This window comes from Falsiruegeria mediterranea M17 (assembly GCF_900302455.1).
GTDB lineage: Bacteria > Pseudomonadota > Alphaproteobacteria > Rhodobacterales > Rhodobacteraceae > Falsiruegeria > Falsiruegeria mediterranea.
In genome coordinates, this window is record NZ_ONZG01000008.1 from 117,732 (window position 1) to 143,208 (window position 25,477).

22 protein-coding genes are annotated in these 25,477 nt (G+C 59.8%); 8 read left to right on the forward strand and 14 right to left on the reverse strand.

Annotated features, from left to right (window positions below; genetic code table 11):
- Positions 1–21: 21 nt before the first annotated feature.
- A complete protein-coding gene (locus TRM7615_RS16055) occupies positions 22–621 on the reverse strand; it encodes a nucleotidyltransferase family protein (protein WP_108789335.1) in 600 nt (199 codons plus the stop codon).
- A gap of 31 nt (positions 622–652) precedes the next feature.
- On the reverse strand, positions 653–3,070 hold the full coding sequence (locus TRM7615_RS16060) for a GcvT family protein (RefSeq protein ID WP_108789337.1): 2,418 nt from the start codon (positions 3,068–3,070) through the stop codon (positions 653–655).
- 484 nt (positions 3,071–3,554) lie between these two features.
- On the opposite strand from TRM7615_RS16060, the gene TRM7615_RS16065 reads away from it, so the two are divergent.
- Positions 3,555–4,238, forward strand: a complete 684-nt coding sequence (locus tag TRM7615_RS16065) for a LytTR family DNA-binding domain-containing protein (protein WP_165821452.1) — start codon at positions 3,555–3,557, stop codon at positions 4,236–4,238.
- Here TRM7615_RS16065 and TRM7615_RS16070 read toward each other — a convergent pair.
- The 4 genes from TRM7615_RS16070 to TRM7615_RS25590 form a co-directional block, all read right to left on the reverse strand.
- The gene (locus TRM7615_RS16070) at positions 4,235–5,542 is read right to left on the reverse strand and encodes an HlyC/CorC family transporter (RefSeq protein WP_108789341.1); all 1,308 of its coding nucleotides are present in this window, start codon (positions 5,540–5,542) and stop codon (positions 4,235–4,237) included. The two genes, TRM7615_RS16065 and TRM7615_RS16070, sit on opposite strands and share 4 nt — an antisense overlap.
- 64 nt (positions 5,543–5,606) lie before the next feature.
- On the reverse strand, positions 5,607–6,566 hold the full coding sequence (locus TRM7615_RS16075) for a tyrosine recombinase (protein WP_108789343.1): 960 nt from the start codon (positions 6,564–6,566) through the stop codon (positions 5,607–5,609).
- A 3-nt stretch (positions 6,567–6,569) separates the two neighbouring features.
- Positions 6,570–8,093: a hypothetical protein gene (locus tag TRM7615_RS16080; protein WP_108789345.1), complete on the reverse strand. Its 1,524-nt coding sequence runs from the start codon at positions 8,091–8,093 to the stop codon at positions 6,570–6,572.
- Positions 8,083–8,232: a hypothetical protein gene (locus TRM7615_RS25590; protein ID WP_165821453.1), complete on the reverse strand. Its 150-nt coding sequence runs from the start codon at positions 8,230–8,232 to the stop codon at positions 8,083–8,085. Before TRM7615_RS25590 ends, TRM7615_RS16080 begins: the two co-directional genes overlap by 11 nt.
- A gap of 79 nt (positions 8,233–8,311) precedes the next feature.
- On the opposite strand from TRM7615_RS25590, the gene TRM7615_RS16085 reads away from it, so the two are divergent.
- Together TRM7615_RS16085 and aroB are read left to right on the forward strand one after the other, a co-directional pair.
- Positions 8,312–8,899, forward strand: a complete 588-nt coding sequence (locus TRM7615_RS16085) for a shikimate kinase (protein WP_108789347.1) — start codon at positions 8,312–8,314, stop codon at positions 8,897–8,899.
- 6 nt (positions 8,900–8,905) lie between these two features.
- Positions 8,906–10,018 (forward strand): 3-dehydroquinate synthase, encoded by a 1,113-nt coding sequence (aroB, locus tag TRM7615_RS16090; RefSeq protein ID WP_108789349.1) that lies wholly within the window; start codon positions 8,906–8,908, stop codon positions 10,016–10,018.
- 12 nt (positions 10,019–10,030) lie between these two features.
- On the opposite strand, the gene TRM7615_RS16095 is transcribed toward aroB, so the two are convergent.
- Positions 10,031–11,101 (reverse strand): site-2 protease family protein, encoded by a 1,071-nt coding sequence (locus TRM7615_RS16095; RefSeq protein WP_108789351.1) that lies wholly within the window; start codon positions 11,099–11,101, stop codon positions 10,031–10,033.
- A gap of 21 nt (positions 11,102–11,122) precedes the next feature.
- Positions 11,123–11,659: a single-stranded DNA-binding protein gene (gene ssb / locus TRM7615_RS16100; protein WP_108789353.1), complete on the reverse strand. Its 537-nt coding sequence runs from the start codon at positions 11,657–11,659 to the stop codon at positions 11,123–11,125.
- A gap of 216 nt (positions 11,660–11,875) precedes the next feature.
- Between ssb and TRM7615_RS16105 the strand changes: the two genes are divergently transcribed.
- The 4 genes from TRM7615_RS16105 to TRM7615_RS16120 all read left to right on the forward strand — a co-directional run bounded on the left by TRM7615_RS16105 (position 11,876) and on the right by TRM7615_RS16120 (position 15,887).
- Positions 11,876–12,454 carry a lytic transglycosylase domain-containing protein gene (locus TRM7615_RS16105; protein WP_108789355.1) on the forward strand — a complete coding sequence of 193 codons (579 nt, stop codon included), beginning with the start codon at positions 11,876–11,878 and terminating at the stop codon, positions 12,452–12,454.
- A gap of 109 nt (positions 12,455–12,563) precedes the next feature.
- A complete protein-coding gene (locus TRM7615_RS16110; RefSeq protein WP_108789357.1) occupies positions 12,564–13,715 on the forward strand; it encodes a cytochrome-c peroxidase in 1,152 nt (383 codons plus the stop codon).
- A 96-nt stretch (positions 13,716–13,811) separates the two neighbouring features.
- On the forward strand, positions 13,812–14,774 hold the full coding sequence (locus tag TRM7615_RS16115) for a LuxR C-terminal-related transcriptional regulator (protein WP_108789359.1): 963 nt from the start codon (positions 13,812–13,814) through the stop codon (positions 14,772–14,774).
- Positions 14,775–14,900: 126 nt separating this feature from the next.
- Positions 14,901–15,887: an MBL fold metallo-hydrolase gene (locus TRM7615_RS16120; RefSeq protein ID WP_108789361.1), complete on the forward strand. Its 987-nt coding sequence runs from the start codon at positions 14,901–14,903 to the stop codon at positions 15,885–15,887.
- 374 nt (positions 15,888–16,261) lie between these two features.
- Here the strand turns inward: TRM7615_RS16120 and TRM7615_RS16125 are convergent, their stop codons facing one another.
- The 6 genes from TRM7615_RS16125 to miaA all read right to left on the reverse strand — a co-directional run bounded on the left by TRM7615_RS16125 (position 16,262) and on the right by miaA (position 24,569).
- The gene (locus tag TRM7615_RS16125; protein ID WP_108789363.1) at positions 16,262–18,349 is read right to left on the reverse strand and encodes a dipeptide ABC transporter ATP-binding protein; all 2,088 of its coding nucleotides are present in this window, start codon (positions 18,347–18,349) and stop codon (positions 16,262–16,264) included.
- Between the two features lie 93 nt (positions 18,350–18,442).
- The gene (locus TRM7615_RS16130; protein ID WP_108789365.1) at positions 18,443–19,657 is read right to left on the reverse strand and encodes an ABC transporter permease; all 1,215 of its coding nucleotides are present in this window, start codon (positions 19,655–19,657) and stop codon (positions 18,443–18,445) included.
- A gap of 15 nt (positions 19,658–19,672) precedes the next feature.
- Complete coding sequence (locus tag TRM7615_RS16135) at positions 19,673–20,719, reverse strand: ABC transporter permease (protein WP_108789367.1); 1,047 nt, start codon at positions 20,717–20,719, stop codon at positions 19,673–19,675.
- A gap of 147 nt (positions 20,720–20,866) precedes the next feature.
- Positions 20,867–22,528, reverse strand: coding sequence for an ABC transporter substrate-binding protein (locus TRM7615_RS16140; RefSeq protein WP_108789369.1), 1,662 nt, complete (start codon positions 22,526–22,528; stop codon positions 20,867–20,869).
- Between the two features lie 225 nt (positions 22,529–22,753).
- The gene (locus tag TRM7615_RS16145) at positions 22,754–23,575 is read right to left on the reverse strand and encodes a helix-turn-helix transcriptional regulator (protein ID WP_235824116.1); all 822 of its coding nucleotides are present in this window, start codon (positions 23,573–23,575) and stop codon (positions 22,754–22,756) included.
- A gap of 124 nt (positions 23,576–23,699) precedes the next feature.
- The gene (gene miaA / locus TRM7615_RS16150) at positions 23,700–24,569 is read right to left on the reverse strand and encodes a tRNA (adenosine(37)-N6)-dimethylallyltransferase MiaA (RefSeq protein WP_108789371.1); all 870 of its coding nucleotides are present in this window, start codon (positions 24,567–24,569) and stop codon (positions 23,700–23,702) included.
- A 119-nt stretch (positions 24,570–24,688) separates the two neighbouring features.
- On the opposite strand from miaA, the gene pyrH reads away from it, so the two are divergent.
- Positions 24,689–25,438, forward strand: coding sequence for a UMP kinase (gene pyrH, locus TRM7615_RS16155; RefSeq protein ID WP_108789373.1), 750 nt, complete (start codon positions 24,689–24,691; stop codon positions 25,436–25,438).
- The last annotated feature ends 39 nt before the right edge of the window (positions 25,439–25,477 follow it).

Below are 25,477 nucleotides of genomic sequence, written 5' to 3' on the forward strand. Positions count from 1 at the left end.
TTGCGCCCTGTCTTTGTCTGTTCAGGTTTGTTTTATTGCGCGCCAGTCGGCCCAAGCCTCGGGCGTGTCCAGATCCAGTCGGGCGCGGTCTCCTTCGAGCGGGATTAGTCTGACCGTGTCGTTGTGGCGTCTGACGATGACTTGCGCGCCTTCATCGCCACTTAGGCCGCGCAGTTCTTCGAACAAACTGCGATCAAAGGCGACCGGATGGCCAGGTTTTCCATCTTGTGTGGCGCCGCGATGAATCTTGAAGTCTTTTTTGTTTTCAACGGAATGCACGATTTTCTTGATGTCATCCGCCGTCAGTTCCGGCAGATCGGCAAGCAACACGATCACCGCAGGAGCGTCCTGTGGCAGGTTTTGCAGGGCCGTGCGCAGGCTGGTGTTCATCCCTTCTGCGGCGTCTGGCACTGGGACCATTTGAACATCCAAACCGTCCAACGCGGTATATCGTTCGTGCGGCTCGGGTGGCAGCGCCACAATCACTGGTCCGGCACCAAGCGCAATCTGGGCGGCACGCCGCAACAGGGGCATGCCGTCTACCTGTTGCAACAGCTTGTCGGTGCCGCGCATCCGGCGGGACTGGCCCGCGGCCAAAAGGATGATGGGTATGGTGCTCATCCCGCCACAATGGCGCGGGATGAGCGGCTTGTCATCCGCGCATCCGCGCGCCGTCCGCGTCAAAAAGCGGTTCGGTGATCACGCGCGCCTTGCGCATATGGCCCAAGATTTCGATCTCGACCTCCAGCCCGTCGGCCACCCGTTTCGAGGGGAGGAAGCCTTGCGCGATCGACTTTTGCGCGTGGTGCGAATAGCCGCCGGACGTGCAGAAGCCGACAACCGCACCGTCCAGCCAGATTGGTTCGTATGCGTTGACGTCCGCGTCGTCGGCATCGACCTCAAACGCCACCAGTTTGCGCTCGGTGCCACCCGCGCGATCCGCCTCAGCGGCAGCACGACCGATGAAGTCCACGTTTTTCTTGAAGCTGATGAAGCGGTCCAGCCCGGTCTCGGCGGCGGTGTAGTCGGGCGAGAACTCGGACATCCACGAGCCAAAGAACTTGTCCAGCCGCAAGGACATCATCGCGCGCATGCCAAAGGGCGTCATGCCATGGGGCTGACCGGCCTCCCATAGGGTCCACCACAGTTGCCGCTGGGACAGAAGATCACAGTAGATCTCATACCCCAGATCGCCGGTGTAGCTGACGCGCTGCACGATGCAATCGGTCATCCCGATGGTGAACTTGCGCACATCCATGAACCTCATAGAGGCAACGTCATCTCGGGTGCAGGTCTGCAGAACCTCCAACGCCTTGGGGCCTGCGACCTGAAAGCCGTTTCGTTTATCGCTTATATTTTCAATGGTTACCGCGTGTTCCTTATGTTGTAGGAACCACCGCATGTGGAACGCTTGGCTACCGTAGGATGCAGTGAGCTGAAATTCTTCCTCGCTCAGGCACGAGACGGTGAAATCTCCGATCAACTTGCCCTTGGGCGACAGCATCGGTGTAAGGGACAGACGGCCAGGCAGCGGAATGCGACCGGCCATGATCTTGTCGAGCCAGCCGCGCGCATTCTTGCCTTTGATCAGGTATTTGCCAAAGTTGTGCACCTCGTTGATACCGACGCCTTGGCGCACGGCACGCACCTCGCGCCCGGTTGCCTCAAACGCGTCCGAGCGGCGGAAGGACGGAGTTTCGTAGCCAGGTTCGTCCCCTTGAGCAAAGTAGTTCGGCACCTCAAGCCCGAATTGCTGGCCCCAGACCGCGCCCAGATCGGTGAAGATGTCATACATCGGCGTGGTGCGGTTCGGTCTTGCGGCAGGCAGTTCCTCGTTGGGGTAGGCGACAGAGAAACGTTTTTGATAATTCTCGATTACCTTGGGGCGGGTGTAGCCAGGGCTGATCCAATCGCCAAAGCGGGCCACGTCCATGGCAAAGACATCGCGTTCCGGTTCGCCCTCGATCATCCACTGCGCCAGCGTCAGGCCAACACCGCCACCCTGGCTGAAGCCCGCCATGACACCGCAGGCGGACCAATAGTTCTGCACACCGGGCACCGGGCCGACCAACGGGTTGCCATCCGGGGCAAAGGTGAACGGGCCGTGAATGACCGATTTCACACCGGCCTGGGCCAACACGGGGAAGCGTTGATAAGCAAACTCGATGCTGTCGGTGATCTTGTCAAAGTCATCGGGCAACAACTCGTGGCCAAAGTTCCAAGGCGTGCCGTCTACAGCCCAGGGTTTGCAGGGTTGTTCATAAAAGCCAATGCAAAGCCCGCGCCCCTCTTGTCGAAGATAGCTTTCGCCGGCGGGGTCCATCACATGGGGATGCTCGCCACCAGCGTCGATGATCGCCTCAATCTCGGGGATGTTGTCGGTCACCAGATACTGGTGTTCCATCGGGTGCAGCGGGAAATAGATGCCCGCCATCGCGCCCACTTCACGCGCCCACAGGCCGCCGGCGTTGACGATGTGTTCGGCGTGGATGGTGCCCTTGTCGGTAACCACGTCCCAGGTGCCGTCAGCGCGCTGGTTGGTTTCCTTGACCATGCAATGCGTTTCGATCGTGGCGCCACCCATGCGCGCGGCCTTGGCATAGGCATGCGTTGTGCCGGAGGGGTCCAGGTGACCGTCTAGCGGGTCATACAATGCGCCGATGATGCCATCCGTATTGGTGACGGGGGCGATCTTCTTGATCTCGTCAGGACCGACAATCTCGGTCTCCAGACCCATGAACCGGTGCTTTGCGCGTTCAGCCAGCAGCATGTCGAACCGGTCCTGATTGTCCGCCAACGTCACGCCACCGACGTGATGCAACCCGCAGGACATGCCCGTGATCTCTTCCAGCTCTTTGTAAAGGCGAATGGTATAGCCTTGCAGCGCCGCCATGTTGGTATCGCCGTTCAGAGTGTGAAAGCCACCCGCCGCGTGCCAGGTGGAGCCCGAGGTCAGCTCTGAGCGCTCCAGCAGCATCACATCGGACCAGCCCAGCTTGGTCAGGTGATAAAGCACGGAACAGCCGACAACGCCGCCCCCGATGACGGCCACACGGGTGGTGGTTTTCATGAAAATCCTCCTTGATCTCGCGACCAGCCTTTCCTGAAATGGAGGGAGTCTCAAATCCAAATCCGACAAGATGTGTCGCTAAAGGTCTTTGTAAGGTCGTGGGCTGATCCAGTTTGAAAACAAACAGGCCCCGGGGGCAAATCGTGGTGCGCCCGGGGCCGTCTTCCCATCCAGTAGGAGGTGGGTGGGAATTCTTCGGTCAGAGTCCCATTGAAGAGGGGGACAAGAACACACTAAGTACCAAGTCTGACCGCCCCAGAGGGCTGATTGTCTAATGCTACGAAAACAAACTGCTCTGAGGTGATCCAATTCCACCTTGAGAGCCGAGATGAAGAAAGACGAGAATCGCGAATACCGAGTTTTGCTCACGAATGGGAAGGTTGTGTATTTCACGTTCCGTGAACTGCGAGCCTTTGTTCTAAGCCCAAACGTCCTTTGTTTGTGCGCCATCTTACTCGTGGTCATGACATCAGGGCATCCCTACTTGTTTCCGACACTGCCTGACGTCACCTCGCGTCTGTTTTATTGGATATTGGGTATCTTCTTGTATCTGCTGTTGATTTTGCCCTGGGGCGAACGGGTGCTGAAGATGTGGCAGAGCCGTTTTGCAGCGCCCATGCCCTTGGTGATCGCGTCCGCGCCGCTCATCGGCATGCTCAGTGTGCTGATGGACCTTATGCCAGATGTCTTTGGGTCGGTTGTACCTGCGCGCGGCGAGTCGTTGAATGTGTTGGGAATGGTCAGAAACATCGTCGTCGCACATGTGTGCGAGATGATTGCATTCCTCTGGCTGTTGCCTTTGTCCCGAAATGCAGAGCCAGTTGCTGATGTGCCCAACGTCGCAGATGACGCAGCCCAGTTTATTCGCATCGCGGGGCGGAGCCTGCCACTGGACAGCGTGCGTTGCGTGCGAAACGAAGAGCATTACCTGGTGGTCAAGACGACCATGGGAACTTTGCGCTTGCGGGCGCGGATGAACGATCTGCTGATGCAGGTGTCGGACGATGACGGCATTCAGGCACATCGCTCGTTCTGGGTTTCGACCGAAGAGGCGCTGGAGCTGCGTGGCACAACAATCATGACACGCTCGGGCTGCGTCATTCCGGTGTCACGTTACCGGATGAAAGCCGTGCGCGCCTGGTGCGAGCGGCACGGCAAACCACATTAAAGCGGGCGGATCTTCAGCCCTGTGAGCCGGTTGCCTTCGCGCGCTGTCACCTCGAACCGGAAGCCGTGGAACGAAAACACCTGGCCCACGGTTGGTATCATCTGCGCCTCGTGGATCACCAGACCAGCCACGGTGTTGGCTTCGTCATCGGGCAGGCTCCAGTCCGTCGCTCGGTTCAGATCACGGATCGTCATGGCGCCTTCGACCAGATACTGGCCGTCCGAGGTGGTTTCAATCTGCTCTTCTTCGGCAATGTCGAATTCGTCGGCAATCTCGCCCACGATCTCTTCCAGAATATCTTCGAGCGTGATCAGACCCTGAAGTGAGCCGTATTCGTCCACCACCAGGGCAAAGTGGCCGCGCATGCGCAGGAACTCTCGCATCTGATCATCAAGCGTGGTGGTTTCCGGCACGAAATAGGGCGGGTTGGCAACAGCTGCGATGTCGAAATCCCTGAGCCGGCTGGCGGCCCCTTCGGCACCGCCCACTTGTGCGTACATGGACCGGAACAGGTCTTTGGCATGCACAAGGCCGATGATGTTTTCGGGCTCATTGCGGTAAACGGGCAGGCGGGTGTGCGGGCTTTCCAGACATTGCTGCAAGATGTCTTCGGGCGCGGCATCTGCATCGATCATTTCGATCTTGGAACGGTGCAACATGATCTCTTCGACCGTGCGGTCGCTCAGGTCCAGTGCGCCAAGGATGCGATCGCGATCCTCTTTTTCAACCACCCCTTCAGAATGGCCCAATTGCAAAGCCCCCGCGATCTCTTCTCGTACGGCCAGCATATGACTGTCCGGATCGACCTTGACCCCAAAAAGTGCAAGCACACCACGCACCAGCACGCGCACAATGCCCACGATGGGCGAAAACAGGGTGACAAGAACGCTGATAACCGGCGCCACGGCGGCAGCGGCTTTTTCGGCATTGATGATGGCATAGGTCTTGGGCAGCACCTCGGCAAAGACCAGAACCAGCAGGGTCATGACCAACGTCGCCAGGGCCACACCGCTTTCCCCGAAGAGACGGGTAAAGAGTGCCGTGGCGAGCGAGGCGGCGAGGATGTTGACCAAGTTGTTGCCCAGCAGGACCGAGCCGATAAGGCGTTCGTTATCCTCGGTAATGTCCAGGGCCTTTTGCGCCCCGCGCGAGCCCTTGTCGGCCTGCGCACGCAGCTTCCCACGGGATGAGGCTGTTAGAGCCGTTTCCGAGCCAGAGAAAAAGCCTGACAAGACAAGCAGTAAGAGGATCGAGCCTGCGCTGATCCAGAATGCGCTGTCGATCACGATAGGGGTCGGGTCCATTGGTCCTTTGGGTATCCTTGATGCTCATCCCGTTATGGGGATGGTAGGATGCGCAATCAAGGGGTTAGTCCAGCTTCTTCTTGTCGCTGTCGGTCGCCAGCGGATGGTGTTCCAGCACCAGTTCGGCCAGCCTCTCGTCCAATACATGAGTGTAGATTTCGGTTGTGGCCACGTCTGCGTGGCCCAGCAGCGTCTGGATCGAGCGCAGATCGGCGCCATTGGCGAGCAGATGCGTAGCAAAGGCGTGGCGCAGGGTGTGGGGAGTGACCTTGTCGGGTGAAACACCACCGTGAACTGCAAATTCCTTGATCAGCAAATAGAACCGGTGCCGGGTCAAATGCCCCAGCTTGCCGCGTGACGGAAACAGGAACCGTGACCGTTTGGCGCCCTTGGCGACGGCCTTGTCCTCTGCCTCGTCCCGCGCCGCAAGCCACAGGGTCAGTGCGTTTCGGGCCGGGGGCGACAGCGGCACCATCCGCTCCTTGCCGCCCTTGCCCAGAATGAGCAGCATCCGAGGATCGCCGCGCGCCGATGAGACGGGCAGGGACACCAATTCGGTCACGCGCATGCCGGTGGCATAGAGCAACTCCATCAGGCAGACGTTGCGCAAACGGTCGTGCAAGGTGCGACCCGAGTTACGCGCGGCGTCCAACAGGCGGTCAACCTCGACCACTTCGAGCGTTTTGGGCAATCGTTTCTCGCGTCCCGGTCCCTTGATCTGGATCGCAGGATTGTCGGCGCGCCAGCCTTCTTCAAAGGCAAAGCGATAGATCTGCTTGATCGCCGACAGGCGCCGCGCGCGAGTCGATTTGGCCAGGCCTTGCGCGTCGCAGTCGATCAGATAGGCCTCGACCAGGTCCCGGTCGGCTGATGAAAAGTCGTGTTTACGGTGCGCGATCCAGCCTGCAAAATCCTTGAGATCGCGGCCATAGGCCAGTTGTGTGTTGGTTGCAGCGCCCAGTTCGGCGGCCTGCGCTTCAAGAAAACTGGAAATCCATTGATCGGATGTGGCGGGGGCGGGCATGGCTCAACCCCGTCCCAATAGCATTAGCTGCAACGCCGCGCGGCGCGCCGTGTCTTCGAGGCCCACAGAGCGGAACGTTGCCAGGGCCGCAGTCAGATCCGCCGGATTGCCACGCGCGCCGCGTGTGAACAGGTCCATCGCCATCAGGATCGCCTCGCCCAATTTGCCGTCGTCGACGGTGTGCTTCACGTCCATCGGCAGCTCGGGGTCGTTGGCGAACCCGTCTGATATCGCCTGCGCCTGGGTGTTGGGCGCAAAGGCGCGTCCCGGATCGCCCTGAGCCAAGGCGGCCAGGAAGGTGTGCATCTGCGAGTTGCTGGGCGGCTTGCGCGCAGCATCCTCATAGGTTCCGGCCAGCAGGCGGACGCGCCACGCTAGGCTGGCAGCGTCAGGATCGCTTAGCTTTTGGATGGCCAATTGGTCGGCAAACAGCTCGGCAAAGGCAACCTCGAGCTGGACGTCCTTCATTGCTTTCCAGACCGTGCTGAGCGCCTTGCCGACGGCGGCCTCGTTGCCGGTGCTCAGTGCGGTTTCAAAACGCTGCACCGCGCGGACCCGGTCCCAGACCCCGCCTGAGGCGGCGGCTTGCCTGTCGGTGTAAAGCCCCAGCAGGTGGTTGGGCGTCAGGGCCCCGATGCGTGTCAGACGCTCGGCGGCTTCAAGCTGTGCTTTCCAGCCTGCCACATCGCGCAGATCAGCGGTGGCAAAGGCCCGCGGCAAAGAGGCTGTCGGCAGACGCTCGCCAATTGTTTCGAACAGGCGGAACGTCAATGGATCGGGCCGCTGCGGTTGCGGCAGGGGCGGTGCGCCCTCAAAAATATCAGGGCTCAGGAACCGGTCGAGCAGCGCCAGTTGCTCGGGCGGTAGCAGTTCCAAAGCGTGGGCGGTTTCCAGCGTCAGGGCTGCCGATTGCCAATCGCCCAGACGGGCCTTGCAAAAGATCTGATCGCCGTAATCGCCGGACAGGTAGGGTGCCGCAATCAATGCCCCGCAGGCCCGATCTTCATCCCCGGTCAACAAGGTGGCATCGAACCAGCGCTGAAACCTATCCTTGGTGTCGGTGGGACCGGCCAGTTGCACCAGCGCCTGCGTCGGGTCGACAGCGCCCAGTTGCATCAATCGGTCCAGACGGGCCAGCAACATGGCCTCGCCAGCCTCGGCCTCTTGCGGCGTTCGGGTCTCGGACAGCAATAGTGTGAACAATAGTGTTTGCATCGCCGGGCTGCCGCGCACATTGATGCGGTCGATCATCTCGGCCAGCCGCTCTGGGTCGCTGCCCGTCCACAGGTCAACCGGCAGGCCGGTGACGTTCGAGGCGACAAGCCCCAAAGGTGGCGTCAGAGCCTCGAGTGGTGTGGATACGATCTCGGGGCCCAGGCCGGTCTTGGACACGGGCGGCTCAAGCAACACAGTGCCAGGCAGATTCACGGCGGGCGTCTGGTTCAGCCAGTCGATCGCAGAAAGCGGTTGTTGGGCCAAACCGACGGCCGGAACGCAAAAAAGAAAAAGAAAAACGCTAGTCCGCATTCAGTATCACCGGTTGCGTAACCTCGGATTGAGGCGCAGAAAAGTCGACGCCAAAGAACGGGCCGACATACGCATATCCCACCAATCCGATCACACACAGACACAGGACATACACCAGAAATTTGATCAAGCGACCCATCACGCCTCACAGCCTCAATTTGCTCTTTTGACCAAGTTATAACTGGCCTTTTTCCCAAGATCACGTCATTCACTGAAGAATGAGTGAAATTGAGCATAACACGGCCCATACCCGCGTAGGCAGCGACCTGAAAGTCAGGAAAACCATAGTCATGGTAGGCATGATGGGGGCGGGAAAGACCGCCGTGGGGCGTGCTTTGGCCGCGCGGTTGGGGGTTCCGTTCCTCGACAGCGATGCCGAGATCGAATCAGCGGCCAACATGTCCATCCCCGAGATTTTCGAACGCGATGGCGAGCCGTTCTTTCGCGCCAAGGAAAGCCAGGTGATCGGGCGGCTGTTGGACGAGGAGCGCTGTGTTCTGTCGACCGGGGGCGGGGCGTTTCTGTCGCCGGACAACCGCGCGATGATTTCGGAACGTGGCGCGTCGGTCTGGCTCAAGGCGGATCTGGACGTGCTTTGGAATCGCGTACGGCACAAGGACACGCGCCCGCTTCTGCGCACACCTGACCCTCGTGCGACGTTGCGCGCCTTGTACGAGGCCCGCGTGCCGCTTTATGCGCAGGCTGACCTGACCGCCGTCTCGGATGGCGAGGCGTCGATCGAGGAAATGGTGGATCGGGTGATCACGGTTCTGAAAACCCGTCCCGATGTTGTCGAGCAAGGATAAGGGCAAATGCAGCAAGTGGTTCATGTCGATCTGGGTGAACGGTCCTATGATGTGCAGATCGGGCCGGGCCTGATTGATCAAGCGGGCGATTGGATCGCGCCGCTTTTGGCGCGCCCGCGTGTTGCTGTTCTGACGGACGAAACGGTGGCCGAACTGCACCTGGATGCCTTGCGCGCAGGTCTGGCCAAGGCCGGGATCGACATGGTGTCTCTGGCCTTACCTGCGGGCGAAAGCACCAAAGGGTGGCCACAGTTCACCCGCGCGGTTGAATGGCTGTTGGAACAGAAGGTCGAGCGCAATGACATCGTTGTGGCGTTTGGCGGTGGTGTCATTGGCGATTTGGCGGGCTTTGCCGCCGCTGTTCTGCGGCGCGGGGTGCGGTTCGTGCAGATCCCGACTTCGCTGCTGGCGCAGGTCGACAGTTCGGTGGGCGGCAAGACCGGCATCAATTCCCCTGTGGGCAAGAACTTGATCGGCGCGTTTCACCAGCCGTCGCTGGTTTTGGCCGATACGGCAGTGCTTGGCACCCTGACAGCGCGCGATTTCCTGGCCGGATATGGCGAGGTCGTGAAATACGGGCTGCTTGGCGATGCCAACTTCTTTGACTGGTTGGAACAGAAAGGCCCGGTCTTGGCTGGGGGCTATATGGCGGCACGGGTCGAGGCGGTCACGCGCTCGGTCCAGATGAAGGCCGACATCGTCTCGCGTGACGAAACAGAGCAGGGCGACCGCGCATTGCTGAACCTCGGGCACACGTTCTGTCACGCGCTTGAGGCGGCGACAGGCTATTCTGATCGGCTGCTGCACGGCGAAGGCGTTGCCATCGGCTGTGCCCTGGCGTTTGAGCTGTCGTCTCGCCTTGGGCTTTGCTCGCAAGAGGATCCGAGCCGTGTGCGTGCGCATCTGAAGGCGATGGGAATGAAGACCGATCTGGCTGACATCCCCGGAGAGTTGCCTGGCGCGCAGGCGCTGGTTGATCTGATGGGGCAGGACAAGAAAGTTGTCGACGGACAACTGCGCTTTATCCTGGCGCGCGGCATAGGTGAGGCGTTTGTGACAGGTGATGTGCCCCCCTCGACCGTGGTCGAGGTGCTTGAGGATGCGCTGGCAACCGTTTGATTTATAAAAGGGTCAACGACCTTTGATGATCATCAGTTCACCGACGTTTTCGCGGGTGATGTAACCGATCAGCTGCCCCTCAGCCGTGCAAACGGCCACGGCTGCGGCGCCTTTGTGCAGCGAATCCAGTACGGCCTCCAGCCCGGTGGTCAAGGGCACGCGCGGGATGTTGGTGTCGATGATCTCGCGTACGGACGTGCTGCGCGGGGTATCTTCGGCAAGTACTTGAAACAGCCTCTCGCGGGTGACAAACCCCAACAGATAGCCCTGGGTATCGACAACCGGAAACTCGTGCTGCGTTGTTCGGATCACTGCTTCTGCGGTGGTGGTCAGCGTGTCGTCCGGGCTCAGCCGTTCAAAGCTGGTGATCATGGCGTCCCGTGCGAGCAAGCGGCGCGAGACGGACCGCATGGTAACATCCTGATTTTCGGCATTAGCCGCGACAAAGACAAAGACCGCGATCAGTACCAGCACCGGATTGCCGGTCATCAGCCCGCCAAACCCAAGCAGTACGGCCACCACCTGACCCGCGATCGAGGCGATGCGCGTGGCGCGCACCCGGTCCATTGTCAGGCACAAGGCAGCGCGAAACACCCGGCCGCCGTCCATCGGAAAGGCGGGGATCATGTTGAAGATTGCCAGAAACAGGTTCACGAGCGCCAGCCGCGTCATGAAATCCGCAACCGGCGTGTCGATGGTGTCCAGCGTGTCGAAATTCGGCCAGGCACCCAGCAGAACCAGAACGCCCCAGATCACCACATTCACCGCCGGGCCTGCGAGGGCGACAGCAATCTCTTGTGCGGGTTTTTCGGGCATCCGTTCGAGCCGGGCCAGCCCGCCGATGGGCAGCAGCGTGATGTCTGGGGTCTTGATCCCATAGCGTCGCGCCATCAGGGCATGGCCGAATTCATGCGCCAGAACACATGCAAAAAGGGCCAGCACAAAAGCGATGTTTTCAATCGCCCCTGGCCAGCCCTGATCTGAATAGGCCCTCAGGCCAACCCATGCGAGCAAAAGGAAGAAGGTGACATGGATCCTGAGGTCCGAACCGAGCAGGCGGCCGACGGAAAAGGACCATGTCATGGTGTTCCTCCTAGAAGTTCATCAGAACGGGATCTCGTCGTCGTCGATGCCACCCGATGCCGGTCCGCGACCGCCGCCGCCATCTTGGGAGCCGCCGCCGCCGTAGGGATCACCGCCGCCCGCGGGGCCGCTGTCATAGCCGCCACCATAGCCGCCGCCCTGGCCACCACCGCCGCCATAGCCGCCGCCACCGCTGCCGCCGCCATCGCGACCGTCCAGCATGGTCAGGGTCGAGCCGAAGCCCTGCAGCACCACCTCGGTCGAATAGCGATCTTGGCCGGATTGGTCCTGCCATTTGCGGGTTTGCAGCTGCCCTTCGACATAAACCTTGGAGCCTTTGCGCAAATACTGCTCGGCGACGCGCACCAGACCTTCGTTGAAGATCGCGACCGAGTGCCACTCGGTCCGTTCACGGCGTTCGCCGGTGTTGCGGTCTTTCCAGGTTTCCGAGGTCGCGATGCGCAGGTTGCACACCTTGCCGCCGTTCTGGAACGACCGCACCTCGGGGTCGCGGCCCAGGTTGCCGATGAGAATGACTTTGTTGACTGAGCCAGCCATGGTTTTCCCCGTGTTGTTTTTGTCTGGGTGAATCGAATCTGTATCCGATTGGTCAACTGACCCTATACGCCCTGCATCGTGGTTAAAACATCAGATCACCCGGCAAAAGCCGTGCAGAATCCCGCCAACGGATCACGACCCTAAAGGCAGTACTTTCAATCGCGTTAAAACAAAGTATATTCCCGGTCGAGGTTGAACGATCAGGACAACACAAAGATGCGCAGGCTTGGCCTTGGGATAGTGATTGCTTCGATGGGACTGACTTCGGTTCCGGTCCATGCGGATATGTTCTCGAACAAGAACCGGCGCGATATATTTCGCAACCAAGCCAAGCTTTTGGATACCCGCGGCGCCTCGCAATACGAAAACTCCACCCGGCTGAAACCGCCAAGCGCTTATGGCACCTTCGACAAGCGCTATACCGGCAAGTATCGCGGTGAATACATGGACATGGCACGCAAGGCGGCGCGCCGTCACAATGTCCCCGAAGAGCTGTTCCTGCGTCTGGTGCAGCAGGAAAGCAACTGGAACCCCCACGCCAAATCGCACAAAGGCGCCTTGGGTCTGGCCCAGCTGATGCCCGCCACGGCGCGCTCGCTTGGGGTGAACCCCAAGGATCCTTATGAGAACTTGGACGGTGGGGCGCGGTATCTGTCGCGCCAGTATCGCAAGTTCAAATCCTGGCGTCTGGCCTTGGCTGCCTATAACGCAGGCCCCGAGGCGGTCCAACGCTATGGTGGTGTGCCACCCTATAAAGAAACCAAGAACTACGTGAAAAAGATCTGGGGCAGCTGAGGCGGCACGGGTATTTCCTGACAAAAACACATGGGAATTGCGCTGGATCAAATTCCGGCGTAGTGGCTTTGGGCTAACTGACTTGGCCTGACCCTTCGGAGCCCTTTGCATGTTCTTGACCCGTTTCCGTTTTGCCACTGTTCTTACTGTGGCTGTCCTGCCATTGCAGGTGTCTGCCGCACCCCTCGATAGTGTCGAGACCTTGGGCGAGGCGCTGTTCTTCGACACCAACCTGTCGGCCAACCGCACCCTGTCTTGCGCCAGTTGTCACAACGCCGAAGCCGGGTTCGCCGATCCGCGCGAAACGGAAGCGGGCGGGGCGGTGTCGCTAGGCGATGACGGTGTGTCCTTAGGTGACCGCAACGCCCCGACGGCGAGTTACGCGGCGCTGACGCCTGCGTTCCATCTGAACGATGAGGGCGAATGGGTCGGGGGCATGTTCTGGGACGGGCGTGAACCCGATCTGGCCGGGCAGGCGGGTGGCCCGCCGCTCAACCCGATTGAGATGGGGATGGCGGACAAGCCAGCCGTTGTAGCGCGTCTGGCCGAGGACGCGGGGTATGTCACCGCTTTCCAAACGCTGTTTGATGTGGATGTCACTACCCAACCCGATCAGGCCTACATCGCCATGACCCAAGCCATTGCCGCCTTTGAAGCAACCGAACAATTTGCGCCCTTCGATAGCAAATACGACAGGTACCTGCGCGGCGAGGTGGAACTGACGCGGGATGAAGAGCTGGGCCGTGTTCTGTACTTCTCCGAGCAATTCACCAACTGCAACCAATGTCACCAGTTGAAGACCAGCCCGCTTGACCCGACCGAGACGTTCACCGATTACACCTATCACAACATCGGCGTGCCCCCGAACCTGAAAGCGCGGGCTGTAAACGGCGTTGCGGCGGACACGCAGGACCTGGGGCTGCTCGCAAACCCATTGGTGGATGATCCCGCTCAAGGCGGCAAATTCAAGGTGCCCACGTTGCGCAACGTGGCAGTCACCAGCCCTTACATGCACAATGGGGTGTTCAACGACCTGCGCACGGTGGTCCTGTTCTACAACAAGTACAACACCAAGGCCAAAGCGCGTCAGATCAACCCCGAGACCGGCGAAGCCTGGCGCTGGCCCGAAGTGCCACAGAACCTGGCGGTCAAGGAACTGACCCATGGACCCGCGTTGGACGACCAGCGGATTGACGCGCTGGTGGCGTTTTTGAAAACGCTGACGGATGAGAGATACGAACTGCTGCTGGAAGACGAATAGGCCATGCCGCAGAGCGGCGTAAGCCGCGCTTGATTGCTGCGTTTGCGCGGTCCTAGGCTGTTGGGGAAAGAAAACCCAACGCCCGCAGGTCCGCCAATGTCCCATGATGTGCCCCATATCCCGCCCGAGACACTTAAGAACTGGCAGCGTCTGGTCGACCTGGTGGCCCGTCTGGCGGATGTCCCCGCCAGCCTGATCATGAAGACGGACGACCCCGAACACTCGGTCCTGGTCACCAGCGAACACCCCGACAATCCCTATCCGGTGGGGATGGAGTTTCGGCTCAATCCCAAGCTCTATTGCCAGGGGGTGTTCGAAAACGATGGCGAGCTGGTGGTCGAGGATGCCACGTGTGATCCCCGCTGGCAGGACAACGAGGATCTGGAGCACGGCATGTCGTTCTACATCGGCTTGCCCTTGAAATGGCCTGATGGGGCGATTTTCGGCACCATCTGTGTGCTGGACCGCGACCGCAACCGCCGGGCGTTGCTTTTTCGCGAGGGACTGGCCCAGTTCGCACGGTTGGTCGAGCAGGATTTGGCTTTGCTGCAAGAGGTTTACCTGCGCCGCGCGCTGGAGGTGAAGCTGACCGAGACGATGGAACATCTGGAGCAACGCGTCGACGATCGCACCCGTGCCTTGCAAGAGGCAAACACAGCCTTGCGCGTTCTGCTGAGCAGTGTTGAGGACGAGCGCCGCGCGCGGGACGAGGAAATCCTGTCCCAGGTACGGTCGATGGTCTGGCCTTATTTCGAACGGCTGCGCGACCGGATCGGGCAGGCAGAGCCGCAGCGGTCATATCTGGATCTGGCAGAACAAAACCTGGCGCAGATCACCTCGGCCATGACCGATCAACTGTCCGAGGCATTTGCAATAATGACTCCGACCGAGATCGAAGTGGCGCAGATGGTGATGGCAGGAAAGACAACCAAAGACATCGCCAAGACGCTGTCGCGTGAGACGTCGACCATTGATTTTCACCGCAACAACATCCGCCGGAAACTGGGGTTGGAGGGGCGAGGGTCGAACCTGCGCAGCCATCTCCTCGCGATTTCGTGATCACCGAATAAGGGGATCGCCCCCACATTCCCCCGTGATTTTTCTAATCTGATCCTGTGTCTTCAGAGGGACTAGCCTGTTCTCAGCATCCCGCTTTGGGATGGTTGAGAACAGGGAGACAAGACTATGGATCGCAAGGATCTGAAACCCACCATCCTGAACGGCCAGAAAGATGAGATGGCCCCGGGCCTGTCTCGGCGCTCGTTCTTCATGGCCGCAGGGGCGGCGGGCGTGGGCGCCTCAGCCGGGCTGATTGGGGCCAAACCGGCGCAGGCGCAATCGCTGGCCTGGCAACAACCCGGCAACAACAACCACGTGGTTGATCTGCAGGGCTCGACCGGTCAGGCCTCAACCGGAGTTGTGGGCATCGATTACTACGGGCACTGCGCGATCAAGATCACCTCACCCAATGGGGCGACAGTGCTGTTCGATCCCTGGCGTGACGATCCGTCGGGGGCTTGGGGGCTGTGGTTCAAGAACGAGTTTCCGCAGATCCCGGTCGACATCACCATGTCCACGCACGCGCATTTCGACCACGATGCCATCGAACGCCCGGTATCGACCATGGTGCTGGACCGGATGGCGGGACAGTTCGAGTTTGCCGACCTGAAGATCACCGGATTTGCCGACAAACACGCCTGCGTTGCGCCGGGCTGGTACAACTGGACCAATGCCTTGGCCGAGTTCGGGGTCGAGGCCTGTCCACCCAACAACGTGGGCCACATGGATATGGTGGTCTATCTGGTTGAGACGGGTGGCATCCGCACGCTGATCTGGGGCGACAATCGCCACAACCCACCGCAGGAATTCTGGGACGCCATCGGCCAGGTCGATGTGCTGACTTTGCCAGTGGACGGATCACAGCACATCCTGAGCTACGGTCAGGGCGACGATATCGTGTCCAAGCTGAAACCCAAGGTGATCATTCCAACCCATTACCTGAGCGAGACCACATCCTACACGCTCACAACCCTGCAAGACGCGGATGAATGGGTGAAGGCACAAAAGAGCTACAAGATGCTCGACAGCGCCTCACTGAAGCTGGAGGCGGGAGAGGTCGCAGGCATGAACGCGGAATTCATGTACTTTGGCAATCACGCGCTGACGGTCTAACCACGAGAAAAACGCGCCCTTTATGCAAGGGCGTGCTTTCCTAAGCTTCCAACGGACCTGTCTACTATGCCAGTCAGTGGAAGGGGCGCTCCCGCCCGTCGTCGACTTTTCTGACGAAAAACCTCCTCCCGTTGGGCCGGGCCTCGCTTCGCTCGGCAGTCGGCGCTTGCGGCGAACCAGGTGCCGCAAGCGGGACCGCGCCGAGCGGCGAGCGAGGCGCTCGGCCCAAGGCCGCCAGCGATGCCGACGAAGTCGGGATCGTGCGGGCGCGGGAGCCCCCGTTCTATGTCGAGATTTCTTTTGGCCAACGGTGCGACAAAAAACGGCCCGTCTGGAACAGACGGGCCGCATGTTATTGGGATGTCACGAGGGCGTCACTCGGCCGCGATCTTGATCACCGGTTGCATCTTCTCGAGCGTTTCGTCGCTAAGGTGGCATTTGACCTGATGCCCTTCGGCCAGTGTCCGTACCGGTGGCACCTCTTTCTCGCACAGGCCACTGCCCACTTCGGACTTCCAGCGGCAGCGCGTCTGGAACGGGCAACCCGGCGGCGGGTTCATGGCCGATGGGATATCGCCTTCGAGAACGATGTGTTCCTTTTCGACGGATGTATCGGCGATCGGAACCGCGGAAAGCAGCGCCTCGGTATAGGGGTGATAGGGCGGGCTGAACACCTGATCGGTGGTGCCCAGCTCGACCACATGGCCCAGGTACATCACCATGACCCTGTCCGACAGGTAGCGGACGATCGACAGGTCATGAGAGATAAACAGCAGCGTCGTTTTCTGCTCGCGCTGGATCTCCATCAACAGGTCGGTCACCGCGGCCTGCACGGACACATCCAGCGCCGAGACGGGTTCATCCGCCACAACGATGCGCGCGTCACCTGCAAAGGCACGGGCGATACCAACGCGCTGTTTCTGACCACCTGACAGCTGCCGCGGCATCCGCTCTGCAAAGGCGCGCGGCAGTTTCACGAGATCCAGCAGTTCCAGCATCCGCTTCCTGCGCTCGGCCTCGGAATTGCCGATGCCAAAGATTTCCAGCGCACGAATGATCTGCCGCCCCACAGTCATCGACGGGTTCAGCGTGTCAAACGGGTTCTGGAACACCATCTGAACCTCACCCACCGTCTTGGCGTCACGTTCTTCGATGGGCAGGTCTTCAATGTTGCGATTGTCCAGCAGGATTTGGCCATCGGTGGCCGTCTCTAGCCCCATCAGAACCTTGGCAAAGGTCGACTTGCCGCAACCGGATTCGCCCACGATGGCCAACGTCTCGGATTCGCGCGCCTCGAAGGACAAGGTCTCGTTGGCCTTGACCACCTTCTTCTCGCCGCCCCCAAAGAGCGCGTTGGCCGCGACCTCATAGTATTTCTTGAGGTTGTCCATCTTCAGGACGACCTTGCCGATCTCGCCCTTTTCTTTCTGATCGGCCAGCTCAAGCGGCGCGTTCCAATCGATCTCCTTGAACTTCAGACAGCGCGTGTGGTGTCGGTCGTTGCCGGGCACCGGCTCCATCAGGATGTCCGTTGCGTCACAGCGACCTTCTTCGAAGTAATCGCAGCGTGGGCCAAAGTTACAGCCGGGCGGGCGCTCGTGGGGCAGGGGGAAGTTGCCCGGAATAGCGATCAGCGGGCGCGCGTTCTTGTCAGCCCCGGGCAGCGGGATCGAGCGGAACAGGGCCTGTGTATAAGGATGCTGCATCTCGTCAAAGACATCCTTGATCGAGCCGCGCTCGACCGCTTCGCCCGAATACATCACGCACAGCCGGTCACAGGTCTCCAGAACCAGACCAAGGTTGTGCGAAATGAACAGCATCGAGGTGCCGTATTTCTTGCCCAGATCCTTGACCAGCTCGACCACGGCGGCTTCAACCGTCACGTCGAGCGCGGTTGTGGGTTCGTCCAGGATCAACAACGCTGGTTTAGACATCAGCGCCATGGCGATGACGATCCGCTGCTGTTGGCCACCCGACAGCTGGTGTGGAAAGGAATTCAGCATCCGCTCGGGATCAGGAAGACGCACATCCGTGACCACTTCCAAGGCGCGGGCATAGGCTTCTTCCTTGCTTACGCCCTCGTGGATCATCGGCACTTCCATCAGCTGTCTGCCGATCTTCATCGCCGGGTTCAGCGAGGCCATCGGCTCCTGATAGATCATTGCGATCTCGTTGCCGCGAATGTCGCGCAGCTCTTCAGCGCTCATCTCGGCCAGATCACGACCCTTGAACTTGATCGAGCCACCAACGACACGACCATTCTTGCCAAGGTCCTGCATGACACCCAGGGCCACGGTGGATTTGCCGCAACCGGATTCGCCCACAAGACCAACGGCCTCGCCGGGTTGCACCGCGACCGAGAAATCCATCACGGCGGGGATCTCCCGCAGGCGGGTAAAGAATGAAATGGACAGCTTGTCGATCTCAAGGATCGGGCCGTCATAGTCCGCCATTTTGTTCATTTTGCTTCTCCCAGACAAAGGTGGACCAACCCATCTTCGTCTTTTCGAAAATATTCCGGGGGTCCGGGGGCAGTGCCCCCGGCCTCGATCACATCAGTCCTTCAGACTTTCTTCGCGCAGACCATCGGCCAGCAGGTTCAGACCCAGCACCAGGCTGAGCAGCGCCAATGCAGGCGGCAGAGCGGGGTGCAGATAGATCGACAAGAGCTTGCGGCCCTCGTTGATGGTCGATCCCCAGTCCGGGCTTTCCGGCGGCAGGCCGAGGCCAAAGAAGCCCAAGGTCCCCAGAAGGATGGTGGTATAGCCGATACGCAGGCAGAAATCGACGATCAACGGGCCACGTGCGTTGGGCAGGATCTCCCACAACATGATGTACCACGGACCTTCGCCCCGGGTTTGGGCTGCCGCTACGTAGTCGCGGGTTTTGATGTCCAGCGCCAGGCCGCGCACGATGCGGAACACCGTGGGCGAGTTCACGAAGACCACCGACACGAACACCACCAGGATGCCACCCGGAATGTCGAACGGGTCGAGCACCGAAGGCAGGCCCGGTATCGCCACGTCGCCATTGTTGACCACGTAACCGCTGGTCGAGATCAGCGCCAGGTACAGCCAGATCGCAACACCCAGCACACCGATCAGCAACGGTGTGCGGAAGTTGGGGCGGGTGTAGTAGCGCGAGTTCAGCAGGACGCCGATGAACACGATCGGGAAGATGAACAAGACGGCGGCCATATAGTTCGGCACACCGGTTGCCACGATCTCGGGCGTGACCAGCAGGTAGAACAGCAAGATCACCGGGAAGGCCAGGATCAGGTTCGCCAGGAACGACAAGAAGGTGTCCAGACGCCCACCGTAATACCCCGCAGGTAGGCCCAAGGTGATCCCAACCATGAAGGCAAAGAGCGTCGCCAGCGGTGCAATCTGCACCACGATCCAGGCCCCACTGACCATGCGGCTGAACACATCGCGCGCCAGGTTGTCACCACCCAGCAGATACCAGGCATATTCGCCTTCTTCAGCGCCGCGAACCGGGGTGCCGGGTACTTTGTTCTTCATGCCCGAGACCTGGCTGAGCGGGTCATGGGTCACGATCAGATCCATCGCGCCAAAGATGCCGACAAAGACCCAGAACATGACAAGACCAAAGCCGATCATGCCGATGGGGCTGTCAAACAGTTTGCCATAAAGACCCAGTCGACGCTTGAACGCGACGGACAAGGAGAAGAGCAGGATCAGTGCGACCCATACGGACGAGAACTGATACAGTACGCGCCCGATGATTTCCCAAGTTGTAAGGGGTTCCATAATTCTTATCCTCCCTTACGAAATGCGGATGCGCGGGTTGAGGTAGACATAGCCGATGTCCGAGATGAGCTGTGTGAACAGCACCACAAAGACCGACACGACCGAAATCGCCAGCAACAGCTGGATGTCGTTGTTGCCCGCGGCCTGAACCAGAGCCCAGCCGAAGCCCTTGTAGTTGAACAGGGTCTCGACGATCACCACGCCGTTCAGCAGCCATGGGAACTGCAGCATGATGACGGTAAAGGGCGCGATCAGCGCGTTGCGCAGGGCGTGTTTCATCACGATGTTGGGGAAGGAAACACCCTTGAGCCGCGCGGTCCGGATGTATTGCGCCGTCATGACCTCGGTCATCGACGCGCGCGTCATCCGGGCGATGTAGCCCATGCCATAAAGCGAGATGGTCAGCACCGGCAGGAAGAAGTTTTCAAACGTTGGATTGTCCATCGCCGAAGTCGCCGTGCCCTTGAACCATTTCAGGCCCACGGTGGACGAGGTGAAGATTGCAATGAAGATAACGCCTGACACATATTCCGGCGTTGCCGTTGTGATGATCGAGAAGGTCGACAGCGACCTGTCCAGGAATGAGCCTTCTTTCATCCCGGCCAAGACGCCAACAATCAGCGCCGAAGGGATCATCAGCACCAGAACCCAGAACATCAGGTAGCCAGTGTTGCCCAAACGTTTCGAAACAATGGCGCCCACATCGTCCTTGAAGACAGTGGATTGGCCCCATTCGCCTTGTAACACACCACAGAAGGTTGGGATGTTTTCGGGATCGACCCCGGGGCGGATACAGCTACCGACCACTTGGCCGTCACTCAACGTGTTGGTAAATCCAGGTGCAACACCCAGCCACTGGCCATATTTTACCAGCAAGGGCTGCGAATAGCCGCGATTTTCCAGCCAGTTGGCGACTTGCTCGTCGCTCATGCGCTGGTTGCCCTGGGTTTTGGCGAGTTTTTCTAGGTTTGGGTAGAGGTTGGTCAAAAAGAAGACCACGAAAGTAAGGCAAAGCGCTGTTAACAGCATAACGCCAAACCGTCGGAGAATGAACAGTCCCATGATGGCCCCTGTCGGTCAGGTCTATCCGCAGCACATTTTTGGACCATTGTCTGGCCTCTGACACCGGCGCTTAGCGCTCGGCTGTCTGCGGCTGGATAGGGGGGCCGAAACCGGCCCCCCAATTGGGGGATTTTTCAGGCGGTCAGCTTAGGCTGCCCATCCATATTTATAGAGGTGCATCTCGAACGAGACGTGCATTTCGGTGTTCACCAGACCCTCTTTCATGTGACGATAGAGCGAACGCCAGTACGGCTGAACGGTCACGCCCTCTTCCTGGATCAGCGCCTCGCCGCGCGCGGCAACTTCGCGGCGCTTGTCCGCGTCGGCAATGGCCAGAGCTTCGGTCAGGATGCCGTCGAACTCTTCGTTGGCCCAGCCAAACTCGTTCCAGGCTTCGCCAGACTTATAGGCCAGCGCCCAGATCTGCACGCCAAGCGGACGGTGGTTCCAGTTGGTCGAGCTGTAGGGGTATTTGGCCCAGTCGTTCCAGAAGGTGTTGCCCGGCAGAACGGTCCGCTTGACCTTGATGCCTGCATCCCGCAGCTGTGCGGCGACGGCGTCGGTGGTGTTGCGGCGCCAGTCGTCGTCGATCGACAGCAGCTCGTGCTCGAAATCGGCCATTCCGGCCTCTTCCATCAGCTTGCGTGCGCCTTCGGGGTCGACCTTTTGCGGCGGCAGTTCTGCGTATTCGGGGTGAATCGGACCGACGTGGTGGTTTTCGGCGGGTTCGCCACGTCCACCAAAGCCCAGCTCCAGACAGATCGCGTTGTCGACGGCCATCTGCAGCGCCTGGCGAACGCGCTTGTCCGCATAAGGCTTCATACCGTCCACTTCGGCCAGCTGGTTCGGGCGGATCACGATCGAGTTCATGGTGACAACTTCGGACTTCACATAGCCAAGGCCGTCCATCACGTCGACAAATTCACCGACCGATTCGTACAGCATGTCCACTTCGTCGGATTCCAGCGCCGCCAGCCATGCCGACGGGTCGGTGCCGTAGTCGATGAATTCGATCCGGTCGAGCGGGGGCGTGCCAAAGACATCGTTGCCCCACCAGGTGTGGCCTTCGTTGCGCACGAGAATCGACTTCACGCCAACTTCGAGCGATTCCATCGTGTAGGGGCCGGTGCCCACATTGTTCAGCAGATCGTTTTCGCTGAAGCTTTTGTGAACGATGGCAGCGGGATAGTCGGCCATGCCTGGGATCAACGAGATGTCGGATGCGGGCAGGTTCAGCTTGACGGTGTGGCTGTCGACAACTTCGATGCCGCCTTCGATGGCCTGACCAGTCTCGGTGTCGACCAGGGTGGCGAAACGGCCCGCCATCGAGTTGGTTTCCGAACTCTTGTCACACCAGCGGGCCACGTTGAAGGCCACGTCTTCGGCGGTAAAGTCGTCGCCGTTGTTCCACTTGACGCCTTTGCGGATGTTCAGAGTGTAGACGGTGGCGTCTTCGTTGACTTCCCAGCTTTCCAGCAGCATGCCGTTGAACGTACCGTCCGAGTTGTACTGGACGAGATATTCCAGCGAACCACGGCTGAAGTTGGCGATCTGCGACCAGTCATAGGTGCGCGGATCCTTGAGCGCGCGCACTTCCATCTGGATGCGCATGGTGCCGCCCTGCTTGGCCTCTGCCGCTGCAACCGGTGTTGACAGGCCGATCATGCCATAGGCAGCGGCGGCGGTCACACCGAGGCCGGTTGCACGGGTGAGAAACTCACGACGGTTCAGTTTGCCGTCGCGGAACTCCTGCGCGTGCATTTCGGCGGCCCAATGTACGGGTGCACCTGTGAGTGTTTTATGTGTCATCTAATTCTCCCTGTGACGCATTTTTGTTATTGGAAGTTCACGCGACGCGGACCGGCAGACGGCGCTGTTCTGCGTCGCGGATGTATCTGTTGTGGAAGTGACAATTCCCCATGCGCATCATTCCGCACCAGATTTTGGAATACGTCAATGTTCTCTTTCGTCATTCCAGAATAAAAAAACGACATTTCGCCGGTAAAAAAACGACTTGTATCGCGTTGCGATTCTTCAACCGGACGCCGGGTCAATTTGGATCGTACGTCGCAGTGCAGTGGGGGACTGTCCCGTGTGCTGTTGGACAAAGCGGGTGAAATAGGCCGCACTGCCAAATCCCAGATGACGCGCAATGTCCTGTATAGGAACCTCTGTCGCTCCCAATAGCTGATGTGCCGCGTGCAGAATGCGCCCCGTCAGCAGAGATGCGGCGGTTTCACCTGTTTCCAACTTGCAGACGCGGGTCAGATGGGTGGGGGTCACACCCAAGGCAGCCGCGTGATCGGCCATGGTGCCGCCGTTACCGAAGGTCTTTGTGAGCTGTGCGAAATACGCCCGCGTCAACCGCCGCGATGCAGGCTCGCGGCGGGGTGGTGGCGTGGTTTCGATGTTGCGGCGCAGCCAGATGCCAACCAGATCGCAAAACGCCTGCAACGCACTTTGCGACAAAGGCCTTTGCGATGTTTGCTCGCGTGAAATCGCCTCGAACAGGCCGGTCAGCTCTGCTTGAGCCGCACCGTCGCGGACCCGTAGAAGCAGTGGTGTTTCCGGCAGTGTGAGCGAGGTGCCGGGCGGGATCAGCAGGACGTGGCCAAGCGCCTGACGTCCAGTTGTGACAGCCATCAGATTGCGCGATGGAACAAACAGAGCATTGTGCGCGCCCAGGCCAACCTTGGCCCCATCCAAGACCGCGGTGCCCTGGCCACGGGTGATCCAGACAAGCGTGTTTTCGGACCGGTCGTGCGGCAGCTCAAGCTGCCAACGCCCGGCTTGGGTCATCTGCGCCAAAGACCGCAAACGGATCAAAGGCGACTCGATCGGATCAAATGTTTTCACTCGGGATGTTCTAAAATTCTGCCCCACTCATTAACCATGAACTACATCACGGAAAATGTGGGGAATCAATGATTTCCGGCCATTGATTGACAGGATCACAACCGCGTGATCTTGGGGCCGGACCCTAAGGCGAAATGCGAATCCAATCCCTCATCCGTGCCCGAAACCAGGTGCGCTGACGTTTGGCGAACTGCCGCGTGGCGATGGTTGCACGCTCGCGGGCTTCGTCCAGCGTCATGTCTCCTGTCAGATAGGCCATCAATTCTGGGACGCCGATCGCCTTGCAGGATGGCAGCGTCGGATCATATCGGTCGCGCATCGCCTCGACCTCGTCCAGTGCGCCCATGTCCAGCATCAGATCAAAGCGTCGGGCAATGCGTTCATTCAGCCACGCCTTGTCGACGTCAAACACGACCGGAACGGTCTGTTCCAGCGGCAACAGGGGTGGTGGCGTTTCGTCCTGCCACGCAGCGAGCGAGCGCCCGGTCGCAGTCAGCACCTCCCATGCGCGCTGAACCCGCGCCCTGTTAAGCGTGTCGATGCGCGTGGTCGTTTCCGGGTCAAGTTCGGCCAAGAGCGCCTCGCGGGTCATTTGGTCTGCACGTTGGCGCACCTCAGGCGGGGTCGCCGGGATCTGAGCCATGCCCTGGATCAGTGTGTTGAAGTAAAGACCGGTGCCGCCCACGATGATCGGCCGCTCGGGACCGGTAAGATAGGGTGTGACCTCGCGCAGCCAATGTCCGGCTGAATAGCGTGCATCGTAAGGGATGTGGCGATACAGGCGGTGGGGCGCCTGCGCTTCTTCCTCGGCCGAGGGACAGGCGGTGATAATGCGCCAGCAATCATAGATTTGACTGGCATCGGCGTTGATGATGACGCCGCCGTGTCGCACGGCGATCTCCAACGCCAGTGCCGACTTGCCGGACGCGGTTGGACCCGCAATCAGGATGGGCCGATTGTCCGGGATCGGGGGCAGTTGACCTAGCAGCGACATGTGTTTTTCCGATGACCCATGAATTTCCTGCTCCGTCCTGTGTCATGCCGCATTGAACCTGACGGCCTTTTCCTTCATTTTGCGCGGGAAATTAACCCCGTGTGAGCCCGGAGCGCAACATGACCTCATCCTCCTCTTCCGAGATCGAGCAGACCGAAACAACTTATAATCGCGTTATGCTGAAAATATCGGGGGAGGCATTGATGGGAGACCAGGGCTTTGGCCTGCACCCGCCCACCGTTCAACGCATCGCCGAAGAGGTCAAGACTGTTCACGAGCTGGGGGTCGAGATCTGCATGGTCATCGGTGGCGGCAACATTTTCCGTGGCCTCAGCGGCTCGGCTCAGGGGATGGAACGAACGACCGCTGACTACATGGGCATGCTTGCCACGGTGATGAACGCGCTGGCGATGCAGTCCGCGCTTGAAGGCTTGGGCGTCTTTACCCGTGTCATAAGCGCGATCCGAATGGATGAGGTGGCCGAGCCCTACATCCGCCGCCGCGCAGTGCGGCACCTTGAAAAGAAGCGGGTCTGTATCTTTGCCGCCGGTACCGGCAACCCGTATTTCACCACAGACACGGCAGCGACCCTGCGTGCCAATGAAATGGCCTGCGAGGCAATCTTCATGGGCAAGAACGGTGTCGACGGTGTTTATGACAAGGACCCGGCGACCAATGACGACGCAGTGCGCTATGATGCAGTGAGCTATGATGACGTTCTGGCCAAGCGCCTCAAGGTCATGGATGCCTCGGCGATTGCCCTGGCGCGGGACAACAATCTGCCCCTTATCGTCTTTGGGCTGGACGAACCGGGTGGGTTCCGTGGCATTCTGGCGGGCAAGGGCACCTATACAAAGGTATCCGGCTAGGGCTATAGGCTTTGGCAACCGATAATCCTGTTAAGGGGA